28 protein-coding genes are annotated in these 24,671 nt (G+C 60.6%); 8 read left to right on the forward strand and 20 right to left on the reverse strand.

Translation table 11 applies throughout. From position 1 onward, the window contains the following. Positions 1-198: 198 nt before the first annotated feature. The 4 genes from CO666_RS16455 to CO666_RS16470 form a co-directional block, all read right to left on the reverse strand. The gene (locus tag CO666_RS16455; RefSeq protein ID WP_097613159.1) at positions 199-1,161 is read right to left on the reverse strand and encodes a flagellin N-terminal helical domain-containing protein; all 963 of its coding nucleotides are present in this window, start codon (positions 1,159-1,161) and stop codon (positions 199-201) included. A 298-nt stretch (positions 1,162-1,459) separates the two neighbouring features. Then, entirely contained in the window at positions 1,460-2,371 is a 912-nt protein-coding gene (locus CO666_RS16460) for a flagellin N-terminal helical domain-containing protein (protein ID WP_097613160.1), read from the reverse strand. 245 nt (positions 2,372-2,616) lie between these two features. Continuing rightward, positions 2,617-3,525: a flagellin N-terminal helical domain-containing protein gene (locus CO666_RS16465; protein ID WP_097613161.1), complete on the reverse strand. Its 909-nt coding sequence runs from the start codon at positions 3,523-3,525 to the stop codon at positions 2,617-2,619. Between the two features lie 282 nt (positions 3,526-3,807). Further along, positions 3,808-4,713, reverse strand: a complete 906-nt coding sequence (locus tag CO666_RS16470) for a flagellin N-terminal helical domain-containing protein (protein ID WP_097613162.1) — start codon at positions 4,711-4,713, stop codon at positions 3,808-3,810. 434 nt (positions 4,714-5,147) lie between these two features. Between CO666_RS16470 and CO666_RS16480 the strand changes: the two genes are divergently transcribed. Next, on the forward strand, positions 5,148-7,064 hold the full coding sequence (locus tag CO666_RS16480) for an O-linked N-acetylglucosamine transferase, SPINDLY family protein (RefSeq protein WP_097613163.1): 1,917 nt from the start codon (positions 5,148-5,150) through the stop codon (positions 7,062-7,064). A 54-nt stretch (positions 7,065-7,118) separates the two neighbouring features. On the opposite strand, the gene CO666_RS16485 is transcribed toward CO666_RS16480, so the two are convergent. Beyond that, positions 7,119-7,595 carry an Lrp/AsnC family transcriptional regulator gene (locus CO666_RS16485; RefSeq protein WP_097613164.1) on the reverse strand — a complete coding sequence of 159 codons (477 nt, stop codon included), beginning with the start codon at positions 7,593-7,595 and terminating at the stop codon, positions 7,119-7,121. Positions 7,596-7,699: 104 nt separating this feature from the next. Between CO666_RS16485 and CO666_RS16490 the strand changes: the two genes are divergently transcribed. Then, the gene (locus CO666_RS16490) at positions 7,700-8,233 is read left to right on the forward strand and encodes an RBBP9/YdeN family alpha/beta hydrolase (protein WP_097613165.1); all 534 of its coding nucleotides are present in this window, start codon (positions 7,700-7,702) and stop codon (positions 8,231-8,233) included. Between the two features lie 60 nt (positions 8,234-8,293). Here the strand turns inward: CO666_RS16490 and fliP are convergent, their stop codons facing one another. The 13 genes from fliP to flgF form a co-directional block, all read right to left on the reverse strand. Next, entirely contained in the window at positions 8,294-9,031 is a 738-nt protein-coding gene (fliP, locus tag CO666_RS16495; protein WP_097613166.1) for a flagellar type III secretion system pore protein FliP, read from the reverse strand. After that, positions 9,028-9,534, reverse strand: coding sequence for a flagellar basal body-associated FliL family protein (locus CO666_RS16500; RefSeq protein WP_085736197.1), 507 nt, complete (start codon positions 9,532-9,534; stop codon positions 9,028-9,030). The genes fliP and CO666_RS16500 overlap by 4 nt, the downstream gene beginning before the upstream one ends. A 12-nt stretch (positions 9,535-9,546) precedes the next feature. Beyond that, a complete protein-coding gene (gene flgH, locus CO666_RS16505; RefSeq protein WP_028755544.1) occupies positions 9,547-10,263 on the reverse strand; it encodes a flagellar basal body L-ring protein FlgH in 717 nt (238 codons plus the stop codon). After that, on the reverse strand, positions 10,260-10,802 hold the full coding sequence (locus CO666_RS16510; RefSeq protein ID WP_097613167.1) for a MotE family protein: 543 nt from the start codon (positions 10,800-10,802) through the stop codon (positions 10,260-10,262). Before CO666_RS16510 ends, flgH begins: the two co-directional genes overlap by 4 nt. After that, entirely contained in the window at positions 10,799-11,920 is a 1,122-nt protein-coding gene (locus CO666_RS16515; protein WP_097613168.1) for a flagellar basal body P-ring protein FlgI, read from the reverse strand. Before CO666_RS16515 ends, CO666_RS16510 begins: the two co-directional genes overlap by 4 nt. Further along, positions 11,917-12,399, reverse strand: a complete 483-nt coding sequence (flgA, locus tag CO666_RS16520) for a flagellar basal body P-ring formation chaperone FlgA (RefSeq protein ID WP_097613169.1) — start codon at positions 12,397-12,399, stop codon at positions 11,917-11,919. Before flgA ends, CO666_RS16515 begins: the two co-directional genes overlap by 4 nt. Positions 12,400-12,415: 16 nt before the next feature. Then, positions 12,416-13,204, reverse strand: a complete 789-nt coding sequence (gene flgG / locus CO666_RS16525; RefSeq protein ID WP_085736187.1) for a flagellar basal-body rod protein FlgG — start codon at positions 13,202-13,204, stop codon at positions 12,416-12,418. A gap of 19 nt (positions 13,205-13,223) precedes the next feature. Further along, complete coding sequence (gene fliE / locus CO666_RS16530; RefSeq protein ID WP_097613170.1) at positions 13,224-13,568, reverse strand: flagellar hook-basal body complex protein FliE; 345 nt, start codon at positions 13,566-13,568, stop codon at positions 13,224-13,226. A 2-nt stretch (positions 13,569-13,570) separates the two neighbouring features. After that, entirely contained in the window at positions 13,571-13,987 is a 417-nt protein-coding gene (gene flgC, locus CO666_RS16535) for a flagellar basal body rod protein FlgC (protein WP_085736183.1), read from the reverse strand. Positions 13,988-13,992: 5 nt separating this feature from the next. After that, positions 13,993-14,385 carry a flagellar basal body rod protein FlgB gene (gene flgB, locus CO666_RS16540; protein WP_085736181.1) on the reverse strand — a complete coding sequence of 131 codons (393 nt, stop codon included), beginning with the start codon at positions 14,383-14,385 and terminating at the stop codon, positions 13,993-13,995. A gap of 167 nt (positions 14,386-14,552) precedes the next feature. After that, entirely contained in the window at positions 14,553-15,095 is a 543-nt protein-coding gene (locus tag CO666_RS16545) for a flagellar protein (RefSeq protein WP_085736179.1), read from the reverse strand. A 2-nt stretch (positions 15,096-15,097) separates the two neighbouring features. Next, the gene (fliI, locus tag CO666_RS16550; protein ID WP_097613171.1) at positions 15,098-16,495 is read right to left on the reverse strand and encodes a flagellar protein export ATPase FliI; all 1,398 of its coding nucleotides are present in this window, start codon (positions 16,493-16,495) and stop codon (positions 15,098-15,100) included. Between the two features lie 2 nt (positions 16,496-16,497). Further along, entirely contained in the window at positions 16,498-17,232 is a 735-nt protein-coding gene (flgF, locus tag CO666_RS16555) for a flagellar basal-body rod protein FlgF (RefSeq protein ID WP_097613172.1), read from the reverse strand. Between the two features lie 252 nt (positions 17,233-17,484). Here flgF and motA point away from each other — a divergent pair, with 252 nt between their 5' ends. The 6 genes from motA (at position 17,485) to CO666_RS16585 (ending at position 22,880) form a co-directional block, all read left to right on the forward strand. Next, positions 17,485-18,357, forward strand: a complete 873-nt coding sequence (gene motA / locus CO666_RS16560; RefSeq protein ID WP_097613173.1) for a flagellar motor stator protein MotA — start codon at positions 17,485-17,487, stop codon at positions 18,355-18,357. Then, positions 18,358-19,305 carry a FliM/FliN family flagellar motor switch protein gene (locus tag CO666_RS16565; protein ID WP_097613174.1) on the forward strand — a complete coding sequence of 316 codons (948 nt, stop codon included), beginning with the start codon at positions 18,358-18,360 and terminating at the stop codon, positions 19,303-19,305. Positions 19,306-19,370: 65 nt separating this feature from the next. Continuing rightward, on the forward strand, positions 19,371-19,958 hold the full coding sequence (gene fliN / locus CO666_RS16570; RefSeq protein ID WP_097613175.1) for a flagellar motor switch protein FliN: 588 nt from the start codon (positions 19,371-19,373) through the stop codon (positions 19,956-19,958). Positions 19,959-19,986: 28 nt separating this feature from the next. Next, positions 19,987-21,027 carry a flagellar motor switch protein FliG gene (gene fliG, locus CO666_RS16575; RefSeq protein ID WP_097613176.1) on the forward strand — a complete coding sequence of 347 codons (1,041 nt, stop codon included), beginning with the start codon at positions 19,987-19,989 and terminating at the stop codon, positions 21,025-21,027. A 324-nt stretch (positions 21,028-21,351) separates the two neighbouring features. Next, positions 21,352-22,431, forward strand: a complete 1,080-nt coding sequence (gene flhB, locus CO666_RS16580; protein ID WP_097613251.1) for a flagellar biosynthesis protein FlhB — start codon at positions 21,352-21,354, stop codon at positions 22,429-22,431. 5 nt (positions 22,432-22,436) lie between these two features. Beyond that, positions 22,437-22,880, forward strand: coding sequence for a hypothetical protein (locus CO666_RS16585; protein WP_097613177.1), 444 nt, complete (start codon positions 22,437-22,439; stop codon positions 22,878-22,880). 142 nt (positions 22,881-23,022) lie between these two features. Here CO666_RS16585 and visR read toward each other — a convergent pair whose 3' ends face one another. Beyond that, positions 23,023-23,769 carry a transcriptional regulator VisR gene (gene visR / locus CO666_RS16590; RefSeq protein WP_097613178.1) on the reverse strand — a complete coding sequence of 249 codons (747 nt, stop codon included), beginning with the start codon at positions 23,767-23,769 and terminating at the stop codon, positions 23,023-23,025. 8 nt (positions 23,770-23,777) lie between these two features. Continuing rightward, positions 23,778-24,524, reverse strand: a complete 747-nt coding sequence (gene visN / locus CO666_RS16595) for a transcriptional regulator VisN (protein ID WP_097613179.1) — start codon at positions 24,522-24,524, stop codon at positions 23,778-23,780. Between the last annotated feature and the right edge of the window lie 147 nt (positions 24,525-24,671).

Here is a 24,671-nt window from a genome sequence, read left to right on the forward strand (position 1 = left end):
AAAAATCCATCCCATGCGGGAGGCGGCAGCATATTCGCTCCGCTCAAAATAACCTTGCGCGCCGGCATGTCCCCTTCGAAGCGGACAAGGGCTTGACCTTGCGCCGGCACGGATTCGGACGATGCCCTCATGCCGGAAACTAGGAAGTCAAACTTGCGCGAGGATGAATGGCGCCGCCATCCGCGATCGCGCCCAGCTTTACTCCAGCAGGATCAGAATCTTGCTCGAAGCCGTGTTGAGGATCGAGATCGCTTCGACCGCCATCTGCTTCTGGGTTTCGATCGCCTTCTGCCGGATCGAAGCCTCGTCCATGTCGGTATCGACGAGCGCGCCGACGCTCTTGTCGATCGAATCGGAGAGATCGGCGGTGTAATCCATCTGATCGTCGATGCGCGTCTTCATCACGCCGATCGAAGCGGCCGTCGTCGTCAGCGTGGAGAGCAGCGAGTCGGTCACATCGAGCATGTCGGTGAGTTGCGCATCGGTCGTGTTCTTATCGATCGCAATCTCGGTACCCGTCGCCGGCGTGGTCGAACCGGCGTTCAGCAGGTAATAATTGCGCGATGTCGCACCGCTGTTATTGATTGCATTGGCATCGACCGCCTTGGTGAACAGACCGCCGCTCGCATCGTTCTTATCGATGAGAATGGTCTGCGACGACGGGAAATCGATGCTCTGGGCCTGATATTCGCCGGTTGACGCGCGCACGAAGCCCGAGATGACCGACCATGTCGGCGGCGCGGCGGAATCGCCGTTCAGCAGCCAGTTCTCACCGGCAAAGGACGTCGATTCGACGATGGTCTGCAGCTGTTCCTTGTATTCGCTGATCTCAGCGTTGATCTTGTCCTTGTCGGTGCCAGGCTCTTTTGCCGAAACCAGCTTGGCGCGAATCTGGCCGATGAGATCGATCGCCGAGGTCATCGACGTGTAGGTTGAATCGACCTTGGCAGCGCCGAGACCGAGCGCATCCCCGATCGTTCCGAGATTGGTGCTGTCCGAGCGCATGACGGTGGCAACCGACCAGTAGGACGCATCGTCGGCGGCCGTCTCGATACGATAGCCCGAGGACACTTGCTGCTGGGTCTGGCTGGCTTCTTTGTTGATGCTGCGCAGCACCGCAAGCGCATTCACCGCGGCCGCGCTGGTAATCTTAACGGTCATCGACAGGTCTCGGAATAAGGTGAAAGGGCAGGCCGGATTGCCGGCAGCGACTGAAGTGGCGTCATGCCTACGGCAGGATTTCCGCCGTATGTCGCAAAAGCAAATCAACTCGAGGCAAAGGTAACTCGATATCAACCTATTGGGCAAGAGCGCAGCGGCGAGCGCGGATCGCCGATCGAGACGCTGATTAACCAATTGATATAAAAGAAAGAACCGCGCCGTTTCGGGCGCGGTTCGGGAGGCTTTTCGCTTGCGGCCGGACGGTGCCGCAAGATTCGGTCCAGCTTCAGCGCCGGGCTTAGCTGCGGAACAGCGTGAGGATGTTCTGAGCGCTGGAGTTGGCGATCGACAGCGACTGGATGGCCAGCTGCTGCTGGGTTTGCAATGCCGTCAGCTTACTCGATTCCTCTTCCATATCGGCATCGACGAGGCGGCCGACGCCCGAGTCGATCGAATCGCTCAGCGCTCCCACGAAGTTTTCCTGCAGGTCGATGCGGGTGGAAATCGAGCCGAGCTGCGATGCAGCCTTGGTCATCGCATTCAGGCCGGCCTCGATCGACGTCAGGGCCATGGAGATCTCGACCGAGCCAAAGGTGCTGATGTCCATCGAGTAGATCGAACCGATCGTCCCATATGATGTGCCGATAATGCCGGAGCTCGTCTCGATGGCGCCGGTCGAGTCCATGCCGAAGAGAACGTTGCCCGTGGAGGTCGTGTCGAGAAGGTAGTCCGTCGTCTTGACCGAGACATTGCCGTTGCCGTCGCGGACAAAGGTGGAAACGACGCTCTTGGTGCCGTCAGCGCCGGCAACCCAGTTTTCACCGGAGAAGGAAGCCGACTGGGCAATGCTGAGCAGCTGCTGCTGCAGCTGGCCGATTTCTTCCTGAACCTTGGTTTTGTCGACGCCCTTTTCGGTCGCGGCGACGATCTTCGCCTTGATTTCGCTGATGACGTCGATGGCACTGGACATTGCGGAGTAAGCGGTGTCGACCTTGGCTGCGCCGAGGCCGAGAGCGTCGGAAACGGCGGAAAGCGCCTTGTTGTCCGAACGCATGGTCGTTGCGATCGACCAATAGGCGGCGTTGTCGGCGGCCTTTTCGACACGGTAGCCTGACGATACGCGGTTCTGCGTCGATTCAAGGCCGTCGTTGATGCCGCGGAGTGTCTGAAGAGCGGCCATCGCCGCAACGTTCGTCAAAATGCTGGTCATGAAATGATTGCCCCTTGTTGGCAGGTGGAAAAAAGGGACATTCCGGAAAGCTACCGGGAACGGGGACCAGCCTCATGCCTGTTAACCGGCTCTTAAATTTGGTTAACCCGCCGTCTCGTTGACCTGAGAAAACAGCATTATGGTTAATCGATCGTTAACAGACATTAAAAAAGCCGCGCTCCATCGAAGCGCGGCTCGATTTGGATGCCCGCCGGAGACCGGCGGGCAAATATTTCGGCGGGTTATTAGCCGCGGAACAGCGAGAGGATGGTCTGCGAAGAGGAGTTCGCGATCGACAGCGACTGGACGGCCAGCTGCTGCTGGGTCTGCAGGGCGCTGAGCTTGGACGATTCTTCTTCCATGTCGGCGTCGACGAGACGGCCAACACCGGAGTCGATCGAGTCGCTGAGCGCGGAGACGAAGTTTTCCTGCAGTTCGATGCGCTTGGAGATCGAGCCGAGAGCAGCGCCGGCGCTGGTCATGGACTTCAGAGCCGATTCAACGTTGGTCAGAGCCGTCTGGATTTCGCCGAGGGTGAAGTTGGTGATGTCCATTGCGTAGACAGAACCGGTCGCACCGTTCGAAGTACCGAGGATGCCCGTCGAGGTTTCGACCGCGCCGTTGCTCATGCCGAACAGCACGTTGCCTGCGGAGGTGTCGTCGAGTACATAGTCGGTCATGACGACCGAAACGGCGTTGGAGCCGTCGCGGACGAAGGAGGCAACAACGTTCTTGGTGCCCGAAGCGCCGGCAACCCAGTTTTCACCGGAGAAGGAAGCCGACTGAGCGACGCTCAGAAGCTGCTGCTGCAGCTGGCTGATTTCTTCCTGGACCTTGGCCTTGTCGACGCCGTTTTCAGTGGCGGCAACGAGCTTCGCCTTGATGTCGCCGACGACGTCGATGGCGCTGTCCATGGCGGAGTAAGCGGTGTCGACCTTGGCGGCGCCGAGGCCGAGAGCGTCGGAAACGGCGGAAAGTGCCTTGTTGTCCGAACGCATGGTCGTTGCAATCGACCAGTAGGCAGCGTTGTCGGAAGCCTTGCCGACGCGATAGCCGGACGAAACGTGAGCCTGGGTCGTCTGGAGACCCTGGTTGACGCCGCGGAGAGTCTGGAGGGCTGCCATTGCAGCGTTATTGGTGTTGATGCTCGTCATAGTTTGTTTGCCCCTTGTTGGCAGATTTTAAGAAGGGACATTCCGGATTTTCGGCCGGCCCACAGCGATCAGCATCATGCCTGTTAACCATTCTCGTTAAGGTTAACTCGCCGTTTCGATGGGCCTAGAAAACAGCAAGATGGTTAAGGAAAGCTAAATTGAAATTGAAAATAACGTAAAAATATCGGGCACTTAGATGGATTTTCATTAACCTTATCTTAAAACATTTCGCGGCCGGGGATGACCCGGCCGCGAAACCTGGAAACCTTGTGCCGACCGGTCTTAGCGGAACAGCGACAGGATGTTCTGCGAAGAGGAGTTCGCGATCGACAGCGACTGGATCGCCAGCTGCTGCTGGGTCTGCAGGGCGCTGAGCTTGGACGATTCCTCTTCCATGTTTGCATCGACGAGGCGGCCGATACCGGAGTCGATCGAGTCGCTGAGCGCGGAGACGAAGGTGTCCTGGTTGTCGATACGCTTGGAGAGCGAGCCGAGAGCGGCGCCGGCGCTGGTCATGGACTTCAGAGCCGATTCGACGTTGGTCAGAGCCGACTGGATCTGGCCGGCGGTGAAGTTGGTGATGTCCATCGAGTAGATCGAACCGGTCGCGCCATTCGACGTACCGAGGATACCCGTCGAGGTTTCGACCGAACCGCCGCTCATGCCGAACAGCACGTTGCCCGCAGAGCCGCTGTCGAGAACATAGTCGGTCGTGGTGACCGAAACGGCGTTGGAACCGTCGCGGACGAAGGAGGAAACGACGCTCTTGGTGCCGGAAGCGCCGGCGACCCAGTTTTCGCCGTTGAAGGAAGCCGACTGAGCGACGCTGAGAAGCTGCTGCTGCAGCTGGCCGATTTCTTCCTGGACCTTGGCCTTGTCGACGCCGTTTTCAGTGGCGGCAACCAGCTTGGCCTTGATATCGCCGACGACGTCGATGGCGCTGTCCATGGCGGTGTAAGCGGTGTCGACCTTGGCAGCACCCATGCCGAGAGCGTCGGAGACGGCGGAAAGTGCCTTGTTGTCCGAACGCATGGTCGTTGCGATCGACCAGTAAGCCGCGTTGTCGGAAGCCTTTTCGACGCGGTAACCCGACGAAACGTGGCTCTGCGTGCTGCCGAGGTTCTGGTTGACGTTGCGCAGCGTCTGGAGAGCGGCCTGTGCGGAAGTGTTGGTGTTAATGCTCGTCATAAATCTGTCCCCTGGAAACTAGATACAAAAAGGAGGACATACCGGACTGTAGTACCGGCGATGACGGACCAGCTTCATGCTACTCGGCGCCTTTTTTTTGTTTGGCCCAAACCCGTCATGTCCAGGGCAATCTCGCAGCCAATGCTTGCCAACTTCTTAAAAATGAAGCGCCCGCACCGGCTCCTTACATCGCATAGTTAATGCCGGCTGAATCTATTCCTCCGCATGCTAACATACGGGGAAAGAAACCGTTTTCTGTCCGAAAAGAAAGCGTCTCCATGCGACGCACCGGTTTCAAGCAAGCTTCGCATGTCAATGTGGCAGCCGCCGGGAGAGCATCATCGGATCGATCCACCTGTTTTCGGTGGAGGACGGCTCCTGCCCGCCCGGCGATCGACAGCCATGCCAGAAGATTTCCTTTACGGAGTTGGGTTTTGAACAGCAAAGTTTCGTTCTCTGCGGCATCCAGAGACTACCAGGCGGGCCGCTACACACAGTCCTTGGCGACGCTCAACCAGCTCATGGATATCCAGCAGGACGCCAAGACCTACGCGCTGCTGGCCAAAAACCTCGTGCAGCTCGGCTTCAAGGCCGATGCTGCGAAAGCCTATGGTCTGGCCGGCAATTGCGAAGGACCGAATGCCTACGAATACCAGAAACAGGCTGCCAAGCTGCATTACGAGACCGGCAACGAGGACGATGCGCTGCTGATCGCCATGCGAAACCTCGCCAAGGCACAGGAAGACCCGGAACTCGCCTTCATCATCACCGCGATCTATCTGAAGCGCCAGCAGCGGGATATCATTCGCCCGTTCAAGACGGTGCTGTCACAGAGTGCCAATCCCGATCATATGCGCCTCGCCGCCCTGCTGCTCAGCGACGATCTGAACGACGCAACCAACCAGAGCCTCTCGCGCAACCTCTTCAAGCGGTTTCCCGGCAATCACGCATTCCGCTTTCTGCATCTCGTTTTCGCCCGCGAATTCAATGAGTTCGAAGAGGCCAGCAAGCATCAGGCGGTGATCGACGCTGCACTTGCAAAGGGCGATCTCGAGATCCTGCGCAAGGATAACCCGTTCTATCATCTGCACTGGTGCGGCAACGAAGACCACAACCGCTATGCAACGATCGGCACCACCCCCCTTAATCCGGAACGGGTGGCCTTCCGCCGCAACCAGCCGCACAGCTGGTCGAACAAGATCCGGATCGGCTACATGTCATCGGACTTCTGGGATCGCCACGCGACAATGAAGCTCCTTCAGCGCATCCTGGAACTGCACGACAAAGACCGGTTCGAGGTGACGCTCTTCTGCCATACGGGTCCGGAACACCTGAAGCACAACGAGACCGACCGCAGCCGCTGGGGCCGGATCGTCGACATTCACGGCTACTCCGACCAAGCGGTGCTGGCGGTCGTGCGCGAGCATAATATCGACATCATGGTCGACCTGAAGGGCCATACCTCCGGCAGCCGCGCGACAGCCTTCAACCTGCCGCTGGCGCCGGTGCATGTCGGCTGGCTCGGTTTTCCCGGCAGCACCGTCAATATCGACCTCGACTACGTCATCGGCGACCATTCGGTATTGCCCGAGGTGGCCAAGCCCTTCTACCATGAGAAATTCTGCCGGCTGCCGGAAAGCTATCAGCCGAACGACCCGATGCACCGTCCGAAGCCGCGCGCTGTCACCCGCGAGCAGCTCGGTCTGCCGGAAGACGCCTTCATCTTCGCGTCCTTCAACGGCAACCGCAAGATTACGCCTGAGGTCGTCCATAGCTGGTGCCGTATTCTCAAGCGCGCGTCGAACAGCGTGCTTTGGCTGATGGCGAACACACCGCGCAACCAGGCAAACCTCTCGAAGCAATTCCAGGCGGCGGGCATTTCGCCGAAGCGGATCATCTTCTGCCCGCGCGCTCACTATGAAGACCACATCGACCGCCAGCAGGCGGCGGATATCGGCATCGATACCTTCCCGGTCAACGGCCATACGACCACCTCGGAGCAGCTTTGGGGCGGCCTGCCGGTGCTAACCGTCAAAGGCACCAACTTCGCCTCGCGCGTCAGCGAGAGCCTGCTGAGAGCCATCGATCTGCCTGAGCTCGTGGCAGACGACCTGCAGGCCTACGAGGACCTTGCCGTCGAGCTGGCCGAAAATCCCGGGCGGATCGCCGAATACAAGGCACACCTCAAGGAGAAGCGCTATATCGCGCCGCTCTTCGATGCCGAACGCTTCTGCGATCATTTGGAGCGGGCCTATGAAATCATGGCCGAGCGCGCCAAGCAGGGTCTCGCACCCGACCACATGGACATTGCGGCGCTGCCGCCACGCACGGCGCCGTTTGCGGCCGAGTGAGGCTTTCCGAGATGGAATACCCGCTGAGGCGATCCTGTTCGCCTCAGCGGGTATTTACCTCTTTGCGATCAGTTCACGCCCGATACGTTTAGGCGGCTCTCGGCGCAGAACGATGGCCGTCGTGACCGAGCCATAACGCGCAACGGCATCGACGATGCTTTCAAGGTCGGCCGGCGTGGGAACAATGACTTTCAGGTGAAAACAATCCTCTCCTGTCAGCCTTAGAACCTCGATGATCTCAGGCATGTCGGAAAATTGCTTCAGGCATGTCTTGATATGCTCGTGCGTGGTGCGCAGGCGAATAACGGCCATCATGCCAAGCCCGACGGCGGCGGGGTCGATGACGGCTCTGTATGCCTCGATGATACCGCGTTCTTCAAGCCGTTTGAGACGCTCCGACGTGGCCGGCTGGGAAAGGCCGACCTTCCTTCCGAGCTCGGAGACGCTGATTCGTCCATCATCCTGCAAGACTTCGATGATGGCGATGTCGGTCGGATCGAGATCCGGTGTGGTATCGGTGCGCTTTGCCATCAACCTTCAATCTATCGGATGAGCCCGTACTTTTCCGATAGATGCCAATTTGGTTCGCAGGTGTAAACCGCCATACTTCCGCCGTAGCAAAGACGGGGCGAGATATGACCGAATTCATTCATCTGCCGGGCATCGGCAATTCCGGAAACACGCACTGGCAGAGCCGTTGGGAGGATGCCAATCCAGCTATTCGCCGTTTTGCGCCGACGAGCTGGGATCAGCCGGATCTTTCCGACTGGATCGAAGCCTTGGACCAAGCGGTGAACAGAGCCAAAACACCACCTGTTCTCGTGGCGCATAGTCTTGCCTGCCTGCTTGTGGCACATTGGCACCAGCGCGCGCCTTCGCCGATCAGGGGAGCGTTCCTCGCCGCCGTGCCAGACCCTCTGTCTTCGCGCTTTCCTGCGGACGCTGCAGGCTTTGCAGATGTACCGCAAACGCAGTTCGGCTTTCGATCGCTGATCGTCGCAAGCACCAACGATCCCTATGGTTCGCTGCCCTATGCCGAAACGCGGGCAAAGCAATGGGGCAGCGAGTTGAAAATCATCGGCGCGGCCGGTCACATCAATGGCCAAAGCGATCTGGGCGACTGGCCCGAAGGCCTGGCATTGCTGATGGATTTCGCGAGCCGCGCATAGCAGGAACCGCTCTGTCGAGGAACCGAAGTTCCTCGCGGCCAAAGCAAAGGCCGCAGCCGGTCAGTGGAACGAGCGCACCAGGCTGCCGACGAGCAGGTTCCAGCCGTCGATCAGCACGAAGAAGAGAATTTTGAAGGGCAGCGAGATCGATGTCGGCGGCAGCATCATCATGCCCATCGCCATGGTGATGGTGGCGACGATCAGGTCGATGACGAGGAACGGCAGCACGACGAGAAAGCCGATCTCGAAACCGCGGCGAATCTCGGAAATCATGAAGGCCGGGATCAGCACGCGGTAGTCGATCGGATCGGTCGTCTGGATGTTCTGGCCGCGTTCGCGCGCCAGATCGACAAAGAGCGCCAGATCCTTGTCGCGCGTGTTGGCCGCCATGAAGGTGCGGAAGGGTTCGGCGATACGCTGGACCGACTCGGTCTCGTTGATCTGGTTGGCAAGCAGCGGCTGCACGCCGTTCTGCCAGGCCTGATCGAAGGTCGGCGACATGACGTAGAAGGTCATGAACAGCGACAGCGACAGCAGGATCATGTTGGAAGGCGTCGAGGAGAGGCCCATGCCCGAGCGCAGGATCGAGAAGGCGATGATGAAGCGCGGGAAGCTCGTCACCATGATCAGGATGCCCGGCGCGACCGAAAGAACGGTCAGCAGGCCGAATGTGCGGATGATCCAGGCGGCGACGGAGCCATCGACCGGCACGTTCAACAAGTCAGTCGGCAGCTGCTGTGCCACCGCCAGTTCCGGCACCACCATCATGGCGGCAAGGAAAACTATGAGACGAATCATTCGATGACAAATGTCCTGAACATGACCTTCGATACCCGCCCTTGCGAGCGAAGGTCAACACGTTCCTGTATGTCATCCTTGAGATATTGAAAGCCCCGCGGCCCCTCGATCTGCTGCAGGGAAACGGTCCTGATATAGGCGAGGATATCCTGATGAATATCCTCGGAAACCTTCACGTCAGGCGGCCCGTTGAACAGCAGCGCGACCTCGAGTCGCACCCAGTTTTCCGAGGGATAGGCGAGGTTCGAGGTGATCGGCTCGAGCTGGACGATGTTGTTGGCCTCGGTCGAGATGCGGGCTAGGCCTTCCTCGGCCTTTTTCTTTGCCTCGGCGTCCTTGGCCTGCTCGGCCTCCTTGGCGCCCTTGATGTTGGGCGCGACGATCGTGCCGACCGCCCAGCCGCCGCCGGCGCCGAGGAGCGTCAGGACGGCGATGCCGATGATCGTCATCAGCGGGCCGGATTTCTTCTTTGGTTGGCCTGCGCTTGTGTCTTCGTCTGCCATCGTCGTTCAGCCTCAAAGCGGCGAGAAAAGATCGACGGCCTGCTGGCCGCGCGGAGGCTGCTGCACTTCCATCAGGCGGCCGCGGCCGCCGTAGGAGATGCGGGCTTCGGCGATCTTGTCGTAGGAGATCTGGTTGTCGGAATTGACGTCCTGCGGACGAACGATGCCGGCGACATTCAGAATGCGTAGCTCCTGGTTCAGGCGGACTTCCTGCGAGCCCGAGATGACGAGGTTGCCGTTTTCGAGAATGCCGGTGACGACGGCGGCGACCAGAAGGGTGATCTTGTCGGTGCGCTCGATCTTGCCCTTGCCGTCGGTGCTGGTGTCGGAGCCATAGGTCAGGTCGGTCTTGGACTCGGGCGTCCAACCGAAGATCTGGGCGTTGACGTCCCAGTTCATGCCGCTCGAATTCGTGCGACTGCGGTTGGTCTCGTTGTCGAAGGAGGCCTTGTCGTTGATCTGGATGTCGACGGTCAGGATGTCGCCGACGTTGAGCGCGCGCGCATCCTTGAAGAGGGCGGCCTGCGAATCACTCCACAGCGAATAACCCTGGGCGACGGCGCGCGGCTGCTTCGGATAGAGCGCCATCTGCGGTGTCTGGCCGTAGGCAAGCCCGCTGCCGATCGGGCTCATGGCGGGCGCACGGCCGATCTCGCTGACCGCGGTCGGAGACTGGCAGCCTGCAAGGAGTGCGAGGGCGGCGATCGCGGCCGGGAAACGCATATTCATGAAGGATCCTTCGACGTATTGGGATCGGACGCACTGGCGATGATACTGGCGATGGCCGCGGCCTTTTTCGCGTCCATCTCGTTGAGGATGAGGCTCGACTGGCGCGGGCTGAGCCGCATGATCACGGCTGAGGCCACCTCGATGTTCATATCCTGCAGCTGGAGCGCCGCGGCATCCGGCTTCATCTTCTTGTAGATTTCGGTGAGGCCGGCTTCAGCCTGCTTCAGGAAATCGTCGCGCCGTTTCAGCCAATCCTGATATTCGGCCTTACGCTTGTCCATCTCGGCCACGCGGGCGTCGATGTCGGCGCGAAGCTTTTCAAGTTCCTGCTTCTGCAGGAGGTAACGCTGGTCGCGGGCGGGGTCGGCGATATTGGTGCAGAACTGTTTGATCTCGTCCTGCGAGGTGATGTCGCCCGCCGGCGCATGCTCCTGCGCGAAGGCGCCCGGGATCGACAGGAGCACGAGGGCTGCCGCCGGCAACGCCAGCCGGCGCAGCAGTTGCACAACCGTCATGTCGGGATTGAGGATCGTCTTCATTGCAGCACGAGCTCCGCCTGCAGGGCGCCCGCCGACTTGATGCCCTGGAGAATGGCGATGATGCCATCCGGTTTCACGCCGATATTGTTGAGGCCGGCGACGAGGGTCCTGAGGTCGGGACCGTCGATGATGGCGACACGCCCACCTGTCTGCTCGGCAGCGATATCGGTCTGCGGCTGGACCGCGGTGCGGCCGCGCGAGAAGGGTTCGGGCTGGATGATCTGCGGCGTCTCGGTGACCTGAACCGTCAGGGTGCCGTAGCTGACGGCAACCGGCGAGACGCGGACATCCGAGCCGATGACGATCGTTCCGGTGCGCTCGTTGATCACGACCTTGGCGGGCGTATCGGTCTCGACGATGAGATTTTCGATGTCGGCCATCAGTCGGGTGAGATCGGCGGTGCGTGGCTTCTGGATCACCACTTCCTGCGAATCCTTGGCTTCGGCGACCGGGCCGCCGAAACGCGCCGAGGCATAACCGTTGACGATGTCGGCGATACGGATTGCCGTCGAGAAGTCGGGGTTGCGCAGCTGCAGGACGAGATTGACCGAATCCTTGAAGCGGGACGGCAGCTCGCGTTCAATGATGGCGCCGCCCGGAACCCGGCCGGCAGTGGTGACACCTTCGGTCACCGTCGCCGCCTGGCCCTGGGCCTGAAAACCGGTCACGATGGCCGCCCCTTGCGCGACGGCATAGATCTGGCCGTCGGCGCCGGAAAGCGAGGTCATGACAAGCGTGCCGCCGCGCAGCGACGTTGCGTCGCCGAGCGAGCTCACCGTGACGTCGATGCGGCTGCCGGGGCTTGCGAAGGGCGGCAGGTTGGCAGTGACCATCACCGCCGCCGTGTTTTTGGCGTTGGACTGGCTGCCCTGCGTCGAGATGCCGAGGTTCTGCAGCATCGCCCGCATCGACTGCTCGGTGAAGGGGGACGACCGGAAGCCGTCGCCGGTTCCCTGCAGGCCGACGATCAGGCCGTAGCCGATCAACTGGTTGTCGCGGCCGGCCTGAAGCGAGGCGATGTCCTTGATACGCGATGTCAGCGCCCAAGCGGGCGCGACGTCCGCCAAACTCATGGCGAGAACCGCGACAAGGGTTAAAAAGCGGAAGAACAATTTCATTTTGCCCTCACATGGATCGTGCCGTCAGCAAGCACCGTGCCGCTGACGATGACACCGGAATCCATATTGCGTGCGCGGATGAGCTGCCCCGTCGCGCCGTCTTCGAGCGGCGTGCCGGCAGCCGAGATCGTCATCGCGCCGAGCGAAAAGACCAGGCGGATCGAAGAGCCGCGGGTCACCGTATAGGCTTCACGCAGCCCCGAAACCGAAATGGTCCGGCCGGGCAGCAGCGTGCGCTTGGAGACCAGGCCTTCGACCTGGGAAATGGATTTGGCAAAATCGCCGGCGAGGTTGGGATTGGTGATCTCGACCTCCTGAAGCTGGCTGGCCGACAATGTGTCGCCGGGGTAGATGATCGTCGTCGGGACGACGGCATAACCCATGCCGGCATCCACCTTCGCGGGCAAAAACATGCCCGCAACTGCGATCGTGGCTGCCGCCACCCATCCTGAGATGTGTCCTGCCCGGCAAAACATCATGTTTCGGCCCTTCCCTTTACTTCAGGTTCTTGCTGACGATGGAGGCCATTTCGTCAGCCGTGGTGATCACCTTGGAATTCATTTCGTAAGCGCGCTGGGCCGAGATCAGCTCGGTAATTTCCTTCACCGGGTCGACGTTCGACGATTCCAGGTAACCCTGCTTCATGTAGGCGAAGCCTTCCTCGTCGGGATTGCCGACGACGGCATCGCCGGAAGCCGCCGTTTCCTGGAAGAGATTGTCGCCGATCGGCTGGAGGCCTGCCTCGTTGACGAAGTCGGCAAGCGTCAGCTGGCCAAGCGTGGTCGCGCTCGTCGCGCCCGGCAGCTTGGCCGAAACCTCGCCGGAGCGGCTGATCGTCAGCTCGGTCGAGCCCGTCGGAATGGTGATGCCGGGAAGGACCTCGTAGCCATCGACGGTGACGAGCTGGCCCTGGTCGTTCTTGTTGAAGGCGCCGGCGCGGGTATAGAGCGTCGTACCGTCGGTCGACTGGATCTGGAAGAAGCCCTTGCCGATCAGCGCCACGTCGAGGTCGTTGCCGGTCTGGGTCAATTCGCCCTGGAGATGCAGGTTGCGGACCGCCGAGGTCTGGACGCCGAGGCCGATATTGGCGCCTTCCGGAACCACGGCCTGGTTGGCGCGGTTGGCGACGCCCTTGGCCCGTTCGGTCTGGTAGAGAAGATCGGAGAATTCGGCGCGGGCGCGCTTGAAACCCGTCGTATTGATGTTGGCGATGTTGTTGGCGATGACTTCCAGATTGGTCTGCTGGGCATCCATGCCCGTTGCTGCGATGGCGAGCGCTCTCATGTGTTCGTCCTCAAATCAGTTACATCTGCATCTTGGTGACTTCGAGAAAGGCCGAGACGACCTTGTCGCGGATGGCGATCGCGGTCTGCAGCGTCTGCTCGGCCTGGAGCATGGAATCGACGACTTCTCGCGTCGTCGCCGTGCCCTTGATGCCGGCAAAGGACATGCTTTCCGCACCCTTCAGGCTGGTGACCGCGTCGCTCGCCATGTTGCCCATGACGGAGGCGAAGCTCATGCCGTTGGCTGCACCTGCGGTGCCCGGCATGGTGGTGGCGGCGGACGACGAGGCGGAATTTTCGGTGTCGACGGCGCCGAGCGCACGGGTCATCGAAAGGTTGCTGACATTCTGGACGCTGCTGATCATTATTATTGGCTCTTCAGGAGGTCGATCGTGGAGGAGATGAGATCGCGGGTCTGCTTGATGGTCTGCAGATTGGCGTCATAGGAACGGTTGGCTTCGCGCATGTCGGCCATCTCGACCAGGATGTTGACGTTCGGCAGCTTGACGACGCCCTTCTGATCCGCCGCCGGATTGCTGGGATCAAATTCCGTGCTGAAATCGCCTTCGTCTTCGCCGACCTTCTTGACGTTGACCGTCTCGACGCCGCTCACGCGATCCATCTGCTGGCCGAAGGTGATCGTCTTGCGGCGATAGGGGTCGGCTCCCGGCGTGTCGCCGGTCGAGCGGGCGTTGGCAATGTTTTCCGAAACGATGCGCAGGCGCGTCGACTGCGCCTCGAGGCCGGAACCGGCGATTTTCATTGCTGCTGAAAGCGGATCCATGAGTTTTACTTCCTGACGGTCATCAACATCATGCGGTTGAAGGAACTGACCAGCGAGGTGTTCAGATCGTACTGGCGCTTGATATCGCCCGATTTGGAGAGCTCCTCGGCCAAACCGACCGTATTGCCGGATTCCTGAACGCCGATTTCCTGGTCGAGTGCGGCGTCCTTGACGTCGATATCGCCGCTGGCACTGAAATCGTTGCCGCTGAGATGGGCCGGATTGGTGCGCGCCATGGTGATGTCGGACTTATCGAGCACCGCATCGAAGGGCGTGACGTCCTTGGCGTGGAATTTCGGGGTATTGGCATTCGCGATGTTGCCGGCAACAACCTGCTGACGGATCGTCAGCCATTCCGCCTGTCGCGAAGCCAAGTCGAAAAGTTGGATCGGTTGCATGAGAACTCTCCGTTTTTACTGCCCCGAACCTAGTGTGGTAATCTTGCGTGGGACTTACGGGAATTCCGGCTTCGAGACGCTTTTCGGCGAAAGCTTCCGCTACAAATGAACCGGGCTCCGGCCGGTTTACGGCGGAGCCCTCTTGCCTTCAGCCTTTGCCGTAAGGTTCAGTTGTTCTGGTAGGTCTCTCCCTTGGAGGTGACGATCACCCATTTGCCCTGGCGCTGTTCGATTGTCGCAAGGCGGCTCTGGTCGGGCAGGATCGAGCCGACGCGCACCACATACATGCCGGAGGGATCCTCGATCAGCGCCCGGCCGTTTGAGACGTGCAGCAGCCGGAAGGACGATGTGCCGGGGAAAGGCTGATCTTCCAATATGGCGCGGCCCTGGCGTTCCTTGCCGAGATCGGAGACCGTCGCCGTCGTCAGCGGGTCGACTGCCGGCGGCTTCTTGTCCGCCTCATTCTTGTTGACCATGGCAAGCGGCGAAACGCTGAAGACGTTGCGCGCCGGCCAGTTCGGCAGTTCGCGCGAATTGCTGCTGGCGGCGACATTCATGCCGAACTTGTCAGCGTTGAAGAAGACGTACCAGGGGAAGAAGGCGGAAGCCCCGGCAAGCGCCAGGCCGGTAAAGGTCAGAAACCGATCCAGCATGACGGTCTTCCTGTGCTGGTTCAGGGAAGCGATGCGTTCGTCGTCAAATTCAGCCACGTCTATCTCCTCTGGATGGCGGCGGCCTGATTGCCCATGCCGGCTGCAGCTTTGAGCGCGCCGGCGAGATCGGCAAAGGCATCGGGCGAGTCGCGATCGCCCGGAGACTGTTTCAGGACGTCGTAAATGATGGGCACCTGCTTGACCGCCATGTCGAGATCGGGATCGGCGCCCTGGCGGTAACCGCCGATCAGGCGCAGGTCACGCGTTTCCTCGAAGCGGTGGATCAGCACCTTCAGCCGCGACACCAGCTTTTCCTGATCCGGCGTCCACGCCTTGCGGGCAAGACGCGAGATCGAGGCAAGCGGATCGATCGGCGGATAACGCCCTTCTTCGGCGAGGCTGCGCTGCAGGACGATATGACCGTCGAGGATGCCGCGCGTCGAATCGGCGATCGGGTCGTTGTGATTGTCGCCGTCGACGAGGATCGAGATGATCGCCGTGATCGTGCCGGTGCCCTCGGGGCCGGGGCCGGCGCGCTCCAGCAGGCGCGGCAGCTCGGTGAAGACGGAGGCGGGATAGCCACGCGCGATCGGCGGCTCGCCGGAGGCGGTCGCCACCTCGCGGATCGCATGGGCGAAACGCGTGACGCTGTCGACGATGAAGAGAACGTTTTCGCCCTTGTCGCGGAAATGTTCGGCGATGGTGACCGCCGTCAGCGGCGCCATCTTGCGCAGCATCGGGCTCTCGTCGCTGGTTGCGACGACGGCGATCGCCTTCTTCATATTGCTGCCGAGCGTATCCTCGATGAATTCGCGCACCTCGCGGCCGCGTTCGCCGACAAGCGCAATAACGACCTTGTCGAAGGCATCGGCGCGGGCGAGCATGGACAAGAGCGTCGACTTGCCGACGCCGGAGCCGGCGAAGATGCCGAGACGCTGCCCAAGGCAGAGCGGCGAGAAGATGTCGATCGCGCGCACGCCGGTCTTGAAGCCGGTCGCAACGCGTTTGCGGGTCATCGAGGGCGGCGCGGTATTGGAGATCGAACGGCGGTCGAGACCCTCGGCGATCGGCCCCAGCCCGTCGATCGGCTCGCAGAGCGAGTTGACGGTGCGCCCACACCAGCTGTCTGCCGGTGAGATGCGGAAGGCGCCTTTGCGGATGACCGTATCGTGAATGCCGATCGGCTCGCCAGGTTCGATCGGGCAGACATAGATCAGGTCCGGCTCGACGCGAACGACCTCGCCGAGATGGATGCCGGTTGCCGATTTATGGGCGACGAACTCGCCGAGGCGCACGTGGCGGGAGAGGCCGCGAACCGTGTAGTGACCGGCGGCGATGGTGTGCACGCGACCGCCATGGGCAACGGCGAAGTCCGGCGATACGTATCGGTCGACGAGATCGGCAAGATGCGCCAGCTTCGGGGAAAGGCCGTCCTCGGACAGGAGCGTGGTGTTCATGCTCAGCGGCTGCCCCCAAGCGTCTGGACGGCTTCCTTGAACGAATCCTCACTGTCGCGCATCAGCGACGAGACGCTTTCGAAGGCGCGGTTGACTTCGATCAGCTGGGTGATCTCGCGCATGGCGTTGACATTGGAGTTTTCGAGATAACCCTGCTCGACGCCGACATTGAAACGGTCGACGACGGCGCGCGGTTGTTCGGTGGTCATGATACCGCTGTTTTCGTAGCGCAGGTAACCCTTGCTGATATCGGCCTCGAACAGGCCGAGCGACGCAACCTGGCGGCTGTTCTGATAGATGATGCCGTCGGTGCCGACAGCCGGTTCGCCGCCTTTGGTGTCGAGCTGGATCGGCGCGCCGCCGGCGTCGAGAACCGGATATCCCCGGATCGAGACGAGTTCGCCGGTATCCTTGAGCGTGAAGCGGCCGTCCCGCGTCAGAACCCGGCCGGCCGGCGTATCGAGCGCAAACCAGGCATCGCCCTTGATGGCGAAATCGAGCATGTTGCCGGTATGCTGCAGTTCGCCGTTGCTTTCGTTCAGATAATCATTGCCCTGGGAAACGAAGGCGACCTTTGTGTTCAGCTTGTTCTTGGTCGCCGCCACCATCTCGTCGAACTTCACCTCGGTGGCGCGAAAGCCGGTCGTGTTCACGTTCGCCATGTTGTCTGCGATGGTGGTCAGGCGCTTTTCAAGCGCCATCTGCGACGACAGAGAAACATAAAGACCGGATTGCATGTCGGTAAGCTCCAAGCATTGGCGATGAACGGAACGAAAAGCCGGGCGTCGTCTGTCTGGTTCGGCCGGGATTTCGCTGAGGCGGCATCTCAGAAACGGGCGCGGGCACCCATTCGTCGCCTTTAGACTGACGGCAGATGCTTGCGCGAAGCTGGCACGCGAAAATGCCTTGCCGGCGGCCTTTCATCAGCCTCACGCAAGGCAGAAACCCTATCCGTCCTAGAGAAAAGTAACGTTCAGATTGGGCTGACGATGAACATTGTTATTGGATTTGTAGTTGTTTGCGGCTGTGTCATCGGCAGCTTCATGGCGATGGGCGGCCACGTGGACGCCCTGTTCCAGCCCTTCGAATTCGTCATCATCGGCGGCGCCGGTCTCGGCAGCTTCATCATGGCAAACCCGATGAAGGTGGTGAAGGATTCCGGCAAGGCGCTCGGCGAAGCCTTCAAGCACGCAGTTCCCAAGGAACGCAATTATCTCGATACGCTCGGTGTGCTCTATTCGCTGATGCGCGACCTGCGCACCAAGTCGCGAAACGAAATCGAAGCCCATATCGACAATCCCGCAGAATCGACCATCTTCCAGTCGGCTCCGACCGTTCTGAAGAACAAGGAACTGACGGCGTTCATCTGCGACTACGTGCGCCTGATCATCATCGGCAACGCCCGCAGCCACGAGATCGAAGCGCTGATGGACGAAGAACTCAACACCATCATGCACGACAAGATGAAACCCTACCACGCCATCCAGATCATGGGCGACTCCTTCCCGGCGATCGGTATCGTCGCGGCCGTTCTCGGCGTCATCAAGGCGATGGCCCACATCAACGACTCTCCCGAGGTGCTCGGTCACCTGATCGGCTCGGCGCTCGTCGGCACCTTCCTCGGCATTCTCTTGTCCTACTGCCTCTGCTCGCCGCTGGTCTCCCAGATCAAGGTCGTCCGCAACAAGCAGCACCGCCTCTACGTCATCGTCAAGCAGACGCTGCTTGCCTACATGAACGGCTCGGTGCCGCAGGTCGCTCTCGAATACGGCCGCAAGACGATCTCGGCTTACGAGCGTCCGTCGATCGATGCGGTCGAACAGGAAATGATGAACCCAGGCGGCGAAACCAAGGCGGCTTAAATGACCATGAGCAATGCTTCGCATGACAAACCGGCAATGGATCCCGCGCTTCTCGCCAAGCTCACAGGCGGGCTTGGCGACAGGGGCAGGGTTGCCAAGATCTGCAGCTCCTTCGGGGAAATCTACAGCGAATTCTTTCCCGACGTGATCAAGAGCGAGACCGGCCTCGAGGTGACGGTCAACTATCTCGGCTGCGAGATCGGCTATAAAAACCACCTGATCGACGACCTGAGCGCCAACGTCACGCTCGTCGATGCGACGCTGCGCAACTGGTCGCAGAATATCACGCTTGCCTGTGGCAACGGCTTTGTCATCACGCTGATGGAGCACCTGCTCGGCGCCACCGCCGATACGATCGAGGAGCCGGCCGAGCGGCTGCTGTCGATCATCGAAACCGATCTGGCGGTGATGGTTTTCGACAAGATCGCCAAGGTGCTGCGCTCGGCCGTCAACGCGCCCGGCGGTTTCGAACCGAGCCTTTCGGCCCCGCACGCCCTTGAGATGCGCGCCCGACCGCCGGAGGACCGCCCGGATGAGTTCGCCGCCGCTATCAACATGTCGATCACGCTTGCCGGCATCGTTTCGGAATTTTCGTTGATCGTTCCACAGACGGCGCTGCTCAAGACCAAGGTGACGGCGCCGAAGCCGAAGCGCCAGACCGGCCAATCGGCCGAATGGACCGAGCAGCTCGGCGACCAGGTCCGCCGCTCGCACGTCACGCTCGAGGCCAAGATCAGGCTGCAGGACCTGACGCTGCGCACGATATCGAAGCTGATGGTCGGCGACGTCATCCCGTTCCACGACAGCGGCGACGTGCGCGTCGAGGTCAGTGCCAACAGCAAGGAATTGTATGTGTGCGAGTTCGGGCGTTCAGGCGAAAACTACATGGTCCGCGTCAAGGATACGATGAACTCGGATGACGAACTCATCCGTCATTTAATGAATTAATCGGTTCTCTGGCTTTTGGGCTGCAAAGGCAGTTTGAGGCAAGTTTCAACTGGAATAGTGATTTCATGGCAACGAAGAAAACACAGCAGAACAGCGACCTCTCCCTGGATCTTCCGGGCAGCGAAGCGGATCTCGACCAGGCGATCGACGATCTGCGCGGCGTCCTGAAGCAGGATGCCGATGGCGACCTGTCGCAGTTTGGCGGCGGCCTGCAGGACGATCCCTTCGCAACCGGAACGGACCTGGCGGCTTTCGGCGGCGAGGCTTCGGAAACGCCGTTCGGCGGCGGCGATTTCGGTGGCGATTTCGGCGGCGGCAATGCCGGCGCGGCGGCGGGCATGGATTTCGGCAGCAGTTCCTCCTTCGAGGCTTCTCCGGCTCCGCTCGGCAGCGCCTTGAATTCCAACTTCGAACTGATCATGGATATCCCGATCGACGTCCAGATCATGCTCGGCACCAGCCGCATGCAGGTCTCCGGCCTGATGAACCTCAATGAAGGGGCGACGATCGCCCTCGACAAGAAAATCGGCGAACCGGTCGAGATTATGGTGAACGGCCGCAGGATTGCCCGCGGTGAAATTACGGTGCTTGATAACGACGACACCCGATTCGGTGTGAAACTGATAGAAGTTTTGAGTACGAAAAAAGCCTGATCCCTGTGTGGGACGGAGAGGTTAGACCATGATGGACTTTGACGATTTCGGCGGCGCGCTAGCCGGGAAACCGTTGACCCAGGCTGAAAAGGCGGCGGCTGTTCTTCTCGCTATGGGAAAGGGAGTCGCCGGCCGGCTGTTGAAATATTTCACCCAGGCCGAATTGCAGACCATTATTGCATCCGCTCAGTCGCTGCGCGCCATTCCGCCGGACGAGCTGCTCTCGCTCGTCGGCGAGTTCGAAGACCTCTTCACCGAGGGCGCCGGCCTGATGGACAACGCCAAGGCGATCGAAGCCATTCTGGAAGAAGGCCTGACGCCCGACGAAGTCGACAGCCTGCTCGGCCGCCGCACGGCATTCCAGGCCTACGAAACCTCGATCTGGGATCGCCTCAGCGAGGCGGAGCCGACATTCGTGGCCCAGTTCCTGCTGCGCGAACATCCGCAGACCGTTGCCTATATTCTTTCGATGATGCCGTCCAACTTCGGCGCCAAGGTGCTGCTGCAGCTTCCCGACAATCGCCGTGCCGACATCATGAACCGAACGGTCAATATGAAGACCGTCAGCCCGAAGGCTGCGCAGATCATCGAGAACCAGGTGATGACGCTGCTTGCCGAGATCGAGGCAGAGCGCAACGCCGCCGGCTCGACGAAGGTCGCCGATCTCATGAACGAGCTCGACAAGCCGCAGGTCGATACGCTGCTCACTTCGCTCGAATCGATCAGCCGCGAATCGGTCAACAAGGTCCGCCCGAAGATCTTCCTGTTCGAAGACCTCATGTACATGCCGCAGCGCAGCCGCGTCCTGCTGCTCAACGACATCTCGACGGATGTGCTCACCGTCGCGCTGCGCGGCTCGCCGGCCGATATCCGCGAGTCTGTTCTCTCCGCCATCAGCCCGCGTCAGCGCCGCATGATCGAATCGGATCTGCAGAGCGGCATGGGCGGCGTCAATCCGCGCGAGATTGCCATTGCGCGGCGCGCCGTGGCGCAGGAAGCGATTCGCCTGGCCAACTCGGGCCAGATCGAGCTCAAGGAGAAGGAAGGCGACGCTTCGGCAGCCGCGTAAAGCGGATCGCATCGGAGTCACGCGGCACGCTTCAGCACCTTCGTTTCATCCATGTCGCCCGGAAGCGCTCGGCCCTTCCGGGCGACATGCTTTGGCACCGCGAGACTGTTGACAAATCAGGCATGCCGAACGGCGGCTGTTGATCGCCATCCCTGAGGCGACTACCCTTCGAGCAATAGGTTGCGCTAAAGCGCGTCGCACGGACCTCGGTCACGCGACGCGCTTTCGCTCTTCACGCTGATGCAGATCGCCATCCGAACACCGCTTCGCAGTTTCGGCGTCATGCACTGGGTGCGGCCTGTTTCTTTTATGGAGGGCTGCGACTTGGCAGACGATGACAAGGACAGCAAAACAGAAGCCCCGACCGCGAAAAAGCAAACCGATGCCGCGGAGAAAGGCAACGTCCCGTTTTCGCGCGAGCTGTCGATCTTTTCGACCATCCTTGCCACTTACATCTACCTGGTGTTTTTCCTCCCCGAGGGCGTCGGGCGCATGACGGAGACGCTGCGCGACATCTTCGAGCAGCCAGACCAATGGAAGATCGAGACGGGGCCGGATATCCTTTCGCTATTCGTCCGGCTCGGCTGGGCAACCGCGGCGTTGGTGGCGCCGGCTCTCATCCTGTTCATGGTGTTCGGCATCGCCTCCTCCATCTTCCAGAACCTGCCGACACCGGTGCTCGAACGCATCCGTCCGCAGGCCTCGCGCATCTCTCCCGTCAAAGGCTGGGAACGGCTGTTCAGCCTGCCCGGTCTCATCGAGTTCGGAAAATCGCTGTTCAAGGTCGTCGTCGTCGGCGTGATCCTGTTTTTCGTGCTCCGGAGCGAATATTTCAGCTCGATCGACGCAATGTTCTCCGACCCGCAGACGATCCTCGTGCGGATCACCGCGGCGATGCGCAAGATCATCATCGTCATGCTGATCGCGACCGCGATCGTGGCGATCGCCGACGTTTTCTGGACGCGCCATCACTGGTTCACCGAACTGAAGATGACGCGGCACGAGGTCAAGGAAGAAAACAAGCAGGCGCAGGGCGACCCTGTCGTCAAGGGCCGGCAGCGCTCGCTGATGCGCGACCGCGCGCGCCGGCGCATGATCGCCGACGTGCACCGCGCAACGCTCGTCATCGCCAACCCGACGCACTATGCGGTGGCGCTGCGTTACGCGCGCGAAGAGAACGACGCGCCGGTGGTGCTGGCCAAGGGCCAGGACCTCATCGCCCTCAAGATCAGGGAGATCGCCGAGCAGAACGGTATCCCGGTGTTCGAAGATCCGCCGCTTGCGCGCTCCATGTTTGCGCAAGTCTCGGTCGATAGTGTCATCCCGTCAGTCTTCTATAAGGCCGTTGCGGAGCTGATCCACCGGGTCTACGCCGCAGACGCCAAGAACAAACGGGTAAGATAAGCCGAATGAAAAAATGCCCCCACTCTACCCAGCGTGAGAAAATCCTGGCAGAAGCGATCAGCCCGGTCGCCACCGAACTGCGCCTTCTGGATGCCTCTGACCTTATTTCACTGCTGCGCTTCGAGTATTACGGCAATCTTTCCGATCTCGTCGCCTCGGCAGCCGAGCTTTTCTTTCATCCCGGCACGGTAAATTTCGGCCTGGGCGGCAACTATACGCTGGAATGGGGCGGCAAACCCGAAGTCGTGCTCGATCTGGAAATCAAGCCGCGCGGCGTCACCGTCTATGCCCAGCTCACGCTTGCCGAAGACCATGCCGGCATCGAGATCAACCACATCGCCTTCCAAAATCCCTCGGCCGATCCCGACGAGAACACCATCTTCCTGAAAAAGAGCCTTCGGGAATCGCGTTACAACGTCAACCAGCCGCCACGGGCGCTGGCCGGCTGAGGTCTGCTCTCAGGACAACTGAATCCGCCTTCGACAGCGCATAAAGCATGTCGCGCCAAACCGTGCAGCGGTTTCGCGCGACATGCATAAAAACAATGGCCCCGAAATCGGAACCGATTTTCGGGCTCCTGCGCCGTCGGCTTCAGCTGATATAGCCGAGCCGGATTGCCTTGGCGATCGCCTGGATGCGGTTGACGGAATCGAGCTTGATGGTCGCCGAGCCGAGATAGGCGTTGACGGTGTGCACGGAGAGGCCGAGCTTCTCGGCGATCTCTTCGCTGATGCGGCCGTCGCCGGCAAGCTGGAGACAGGCGATCTCGCGTTCGCTGAGCGCCTCGGCGGCAGCCGTGCGGCGTTCGTCGAGCGACAGCAGGTCCATCATGATATGGCAGCAGCGACCGTGCAGCTCGACGATCGTATCGCTCGAGGGGTCGATCTCGTCGCCGGTGAAAAGGATGAAACCGTTGCCGACGGCGCCGAGCCGCACCGGGAAGGCAAGGCCGGAAAAAGGCAGAATACCGTCCTGCAGCCGCGTCATGAACGGCGCGAAGTCGGCAGGACCGGGCGCAGCACGGTCGTAGCCGCCGGCCCATGAGAGCGGCAACAAGGATTTTTCGATATGGTCGAGAAGAATATCGCCGTAGGCATCGGTGAAAGCCTTGCCGAAACCGGCATTGGCAGAACCCCAGTTCTCGAGTTCGCAGACCAGGCGCTGTTTTGCCGGAATACCCGAGCCGCTGACACGAAAGATCGCGAACCCCTGCGCGTCGGCAAGCTTCTGCATCGCAATCAGCCGCGGGAAAAGATCGGAGCGGCTGGAAATCCTGTTCACACGCACCATGCGCAGCTGCTCGGCGCTGCTCATCGTCCTGGCTGATGGGTGCCCCATAGATCCCCCTATACGAGATTATTGCGGACGGCGAAGGCAATGGCCTCTGACCGGGTCTTGGTCGCCGTCTTGCGCATCACGCTGGTGATGTAGTTGTTGATGGTGTTGCGGGAAATTCCGAGGATCATCGCGATCTCGTCGCTGGTCTTGCCCTCGGCGATCCAGAACAGGCATTCCAGCTCGCGATCCGTCAAATCGAAATCGCGATCGACCCTGGTGCCACCGCAGCGCAGGAAACTCGCGACATAACCTGCAAGCAGGCCGACATCCCGCAGGCGCTCCGGCGAAAGGATGAACCCCTCGCCGAACAGGAACATCAGGGCCAGCCGCGACCGGCCGACATTGAAGGTCACCGAACAATATTGGCGGCTGGCGCCGTCCGGCACGTCGGCATTGTCAGGCATGAGAGCAAAATTCGGCTGGAAGACCTGCATGCATTTTTCCAGCTCCGTCGAACGGGCATAGCCGCGCACCAGATCATTGGCGATATCCCTGACCAGGTCGAAGGGCCAATCGGACGAAACGATGAAATCGAGGCCGCTTTCCTGGAGAAGATCGCAGCGCGCCAGAAGGTAGTGCGAAGCACCGACATACTCTGTCAGCGCACGCAGACCGGACTGCAACCTGCCAGTGTCGGCGACACCGTGCAGGCGCTGGAGCAGTTCATCGCGCGGCAACAGATCCGGCACCACCGCACTCGCGAAATTCGACATTTGCCTCTCGCCTTTGCTCGCCAGAATTACGTCCATATCCATCGGCAATGTCCTGCGGCTGAGAAACGATCAAAATCGGTGCAACAGCAATTTTTGTGTAAGGGATTCAATTCAAGTCCGCTCGAATCCCACTTCGAATCACCTAAGGGTAAGCGAGACGATGCAAATCGCCATCTCCGACTTCTAGGG

Origin of the sequence: Rhizobium chutanense (assembly GCF_002531935.1) — a bacterium.
In the GTDB taxonomy this organism is placed as follows: domain Bacteria; phylum Pseudomonadota; class Alphaproteobacteria; order Rhizobiales; family Rhizobiaceae; genus Rhizobium; species Rhizobium chutanense.

What these genes read in the sequence shown, in the direction of transcription:
- CO666_RS16455 (WP_097613159.1), bottom strand. Translation starts at nt 1,161, where the DNA reads ATGACCGTTAAGATTACCAGCGCGGCCGCGGTGAATGCGCTTGCGGTG.
- CO666_RS16460 (WP_097613160.1), bottom strand. Translation starts at nt 2,371, where the DNA reads ATGACCAGCATTTTGACGAACGTTGCGGCGATGGCCGCTCTTCAGACA.
- CO666_RS16465 (WP_097613161.1), bottom strand. Translation starts at nt 3,525, where the DNA reads ATGACGAGCATCAACACCAATAACGCTGCAATGGCAGCCCTCCAGACT.
- CO666_RS16470 (WP_097613162.1), bottom strand. Translation starts at nt 4,713, where the DNA reads ATGACGAGCATTAACACCAACACTTCCGCACAGGCCGCTCTCCAGACG.
- CO666_RS16485 (WP_097613164.1), bottom strand. Translation starts at nt 7,595, where the DNA reads ATGGCAAAGCGCACCGATACCACACCGGATCTCGATCCGACCGACATC.
- CO666_RS16490 (WP_097613165.1), top strand. Translation starts at nt 7,700, where the DNA reads ATGACCGAATTCATTCATCTGCCGGGCATCGGCAATTCCGGAAACACG.
- fliP (WP_097613166.1), bottom strand. Translation starts at nt 9,031, where the DNA reads ATGATTCGTCTCATAGTTTTCCTTGCCGCCATGATGGTGGTGCCGGAA.
- CO666_RS16500 (WP_085736197.1), bottom strand. Translation starts at nt 9,534, where the DNA reads ATGGCAGACGAAGACACAAGCGCAGGCCAACCAAAGAAGAAATCCGGC.
- flgH (WP_028755544.1), bottom strand. Translation starts at nt 10,263, where the DNA reads ATGAATATGCGTTTCCCGGCCGCGATCGCCGCCCTCGCACTCCTTGCA.
- CO666_RS16510 (WP_097613167.1), bottom strand. Translation starts at nt 10,802, where the DNA reads ATGAAGACGATCCTCAATCCCGACATGACGGTTGTGCAACTGCTGCGC.
- CO666_RS16515 (WP_097613168.1), bottom strand. Translation starts at nt 11,920, where the DNA reads ATGAAATTGTTCTTCCGCTTTTTAACCCTTGTCGCGGTTCTCGCCATG.
- flgA (WP_097613169.1), bottom strand. Translation starts at nt 12,399, where the DNA reads ATGATGTTTTGCCGGGCAGGACACATCTCAGGATGGGTGGCGGCAGCC.
- flgG (WP_085736187.1), bottom strand. Translation starts at nt 13,204, where the DNA reads ATGAGAGCGCTCGCCATCGCAGCAACGGGCATGGATGCCCAGCAGACC.
- fliE (WP_097613170.1), bottom strand. Translation starts at nt 13,568, where the DNA reads ATGATCAGCAGCGTCCAGAATGTCAGCAACCTTTCGATGACCCGTGCG.
- flgC (WP_085736183.1), bottom strand. Translation starts at nt 13,987, where the DNA reads ATGGATCCGCTTTCAGCAGCAATGAAAATCGCCGGTTCCGGCCTCGAG.
- flgB (WP_085736181.1), bottom strand. Translation starts at nt 14,385, where the DNA reads ATGCAACCGATCCAACTTTTCGACTTGGCTTCGCGACAGGCGGAATGG.
- fliI (WP_097613171.1), bottom strand. Translation starts at nt 16,495, where the DNA reads ATGAACACCACGCTCCTGTCCGAGGACGGCCTTTCCCCGAAGCTGGCG.
- flgF (WP_097613172.1), bottom strand. Translation starts at nt 17,232, where the DNA reads ATGCAATCCGGTCTTTATGTTTCTCTGTCGTCGCAGATGGCGCTTGAA.
- motA (WP_097613173.1), top strand. Translation starts at nt 17,485, where the DNA reads ATGAACATTGTTATTGGATTTGTAGTTGTTTGCGGCTGTGTCATCGGC.
- CO666_RS16565 (WP_097613174.1), top strand. Translation starts at nt 18,358, where the DNA reads ATGACCATGAGCAATGCTTCGCATGACAAACCGGCAATGGATCCCGCG.
- fliN (WP_097613175.1), top strand. Translation starts at nt 19,371, where the DNA reads ATGGCAACGAAGAAAACACAGCAGAACAGCGACCTCTCCCTGGATCTT.
- fliG (WP_097613176.1), top strand. Translation starts at nt 19,987, where the DNA reads ATGATGGACTTTGACGATTTCGGCGGCGCGCTAGCCGGGAAACCGTTG.
- CO666_RS16585 (WP_097613177.1), top strand. Translation starts at nt 22,437, where the DNA reads ATGAAAAAATGCCCCCACTCTACCCAGCGTGAGAAAATCCTGGCAGAA.
- visR (WP_097613178.1), bottom strand. Translation starts at nt 23,769, where the DNA reads ATGGGGCACCCATCAGCCAGGACGATGAGCAGCGCCGAGCAGCTGCGC.
- visN (WP_097613179.1), bottom strand. Translation starts at nt 24,524, where the DNA reads ATGGATATGGACGTAATTCTGGCGAGCAAAGGCGAGAGGCAAATGTCG.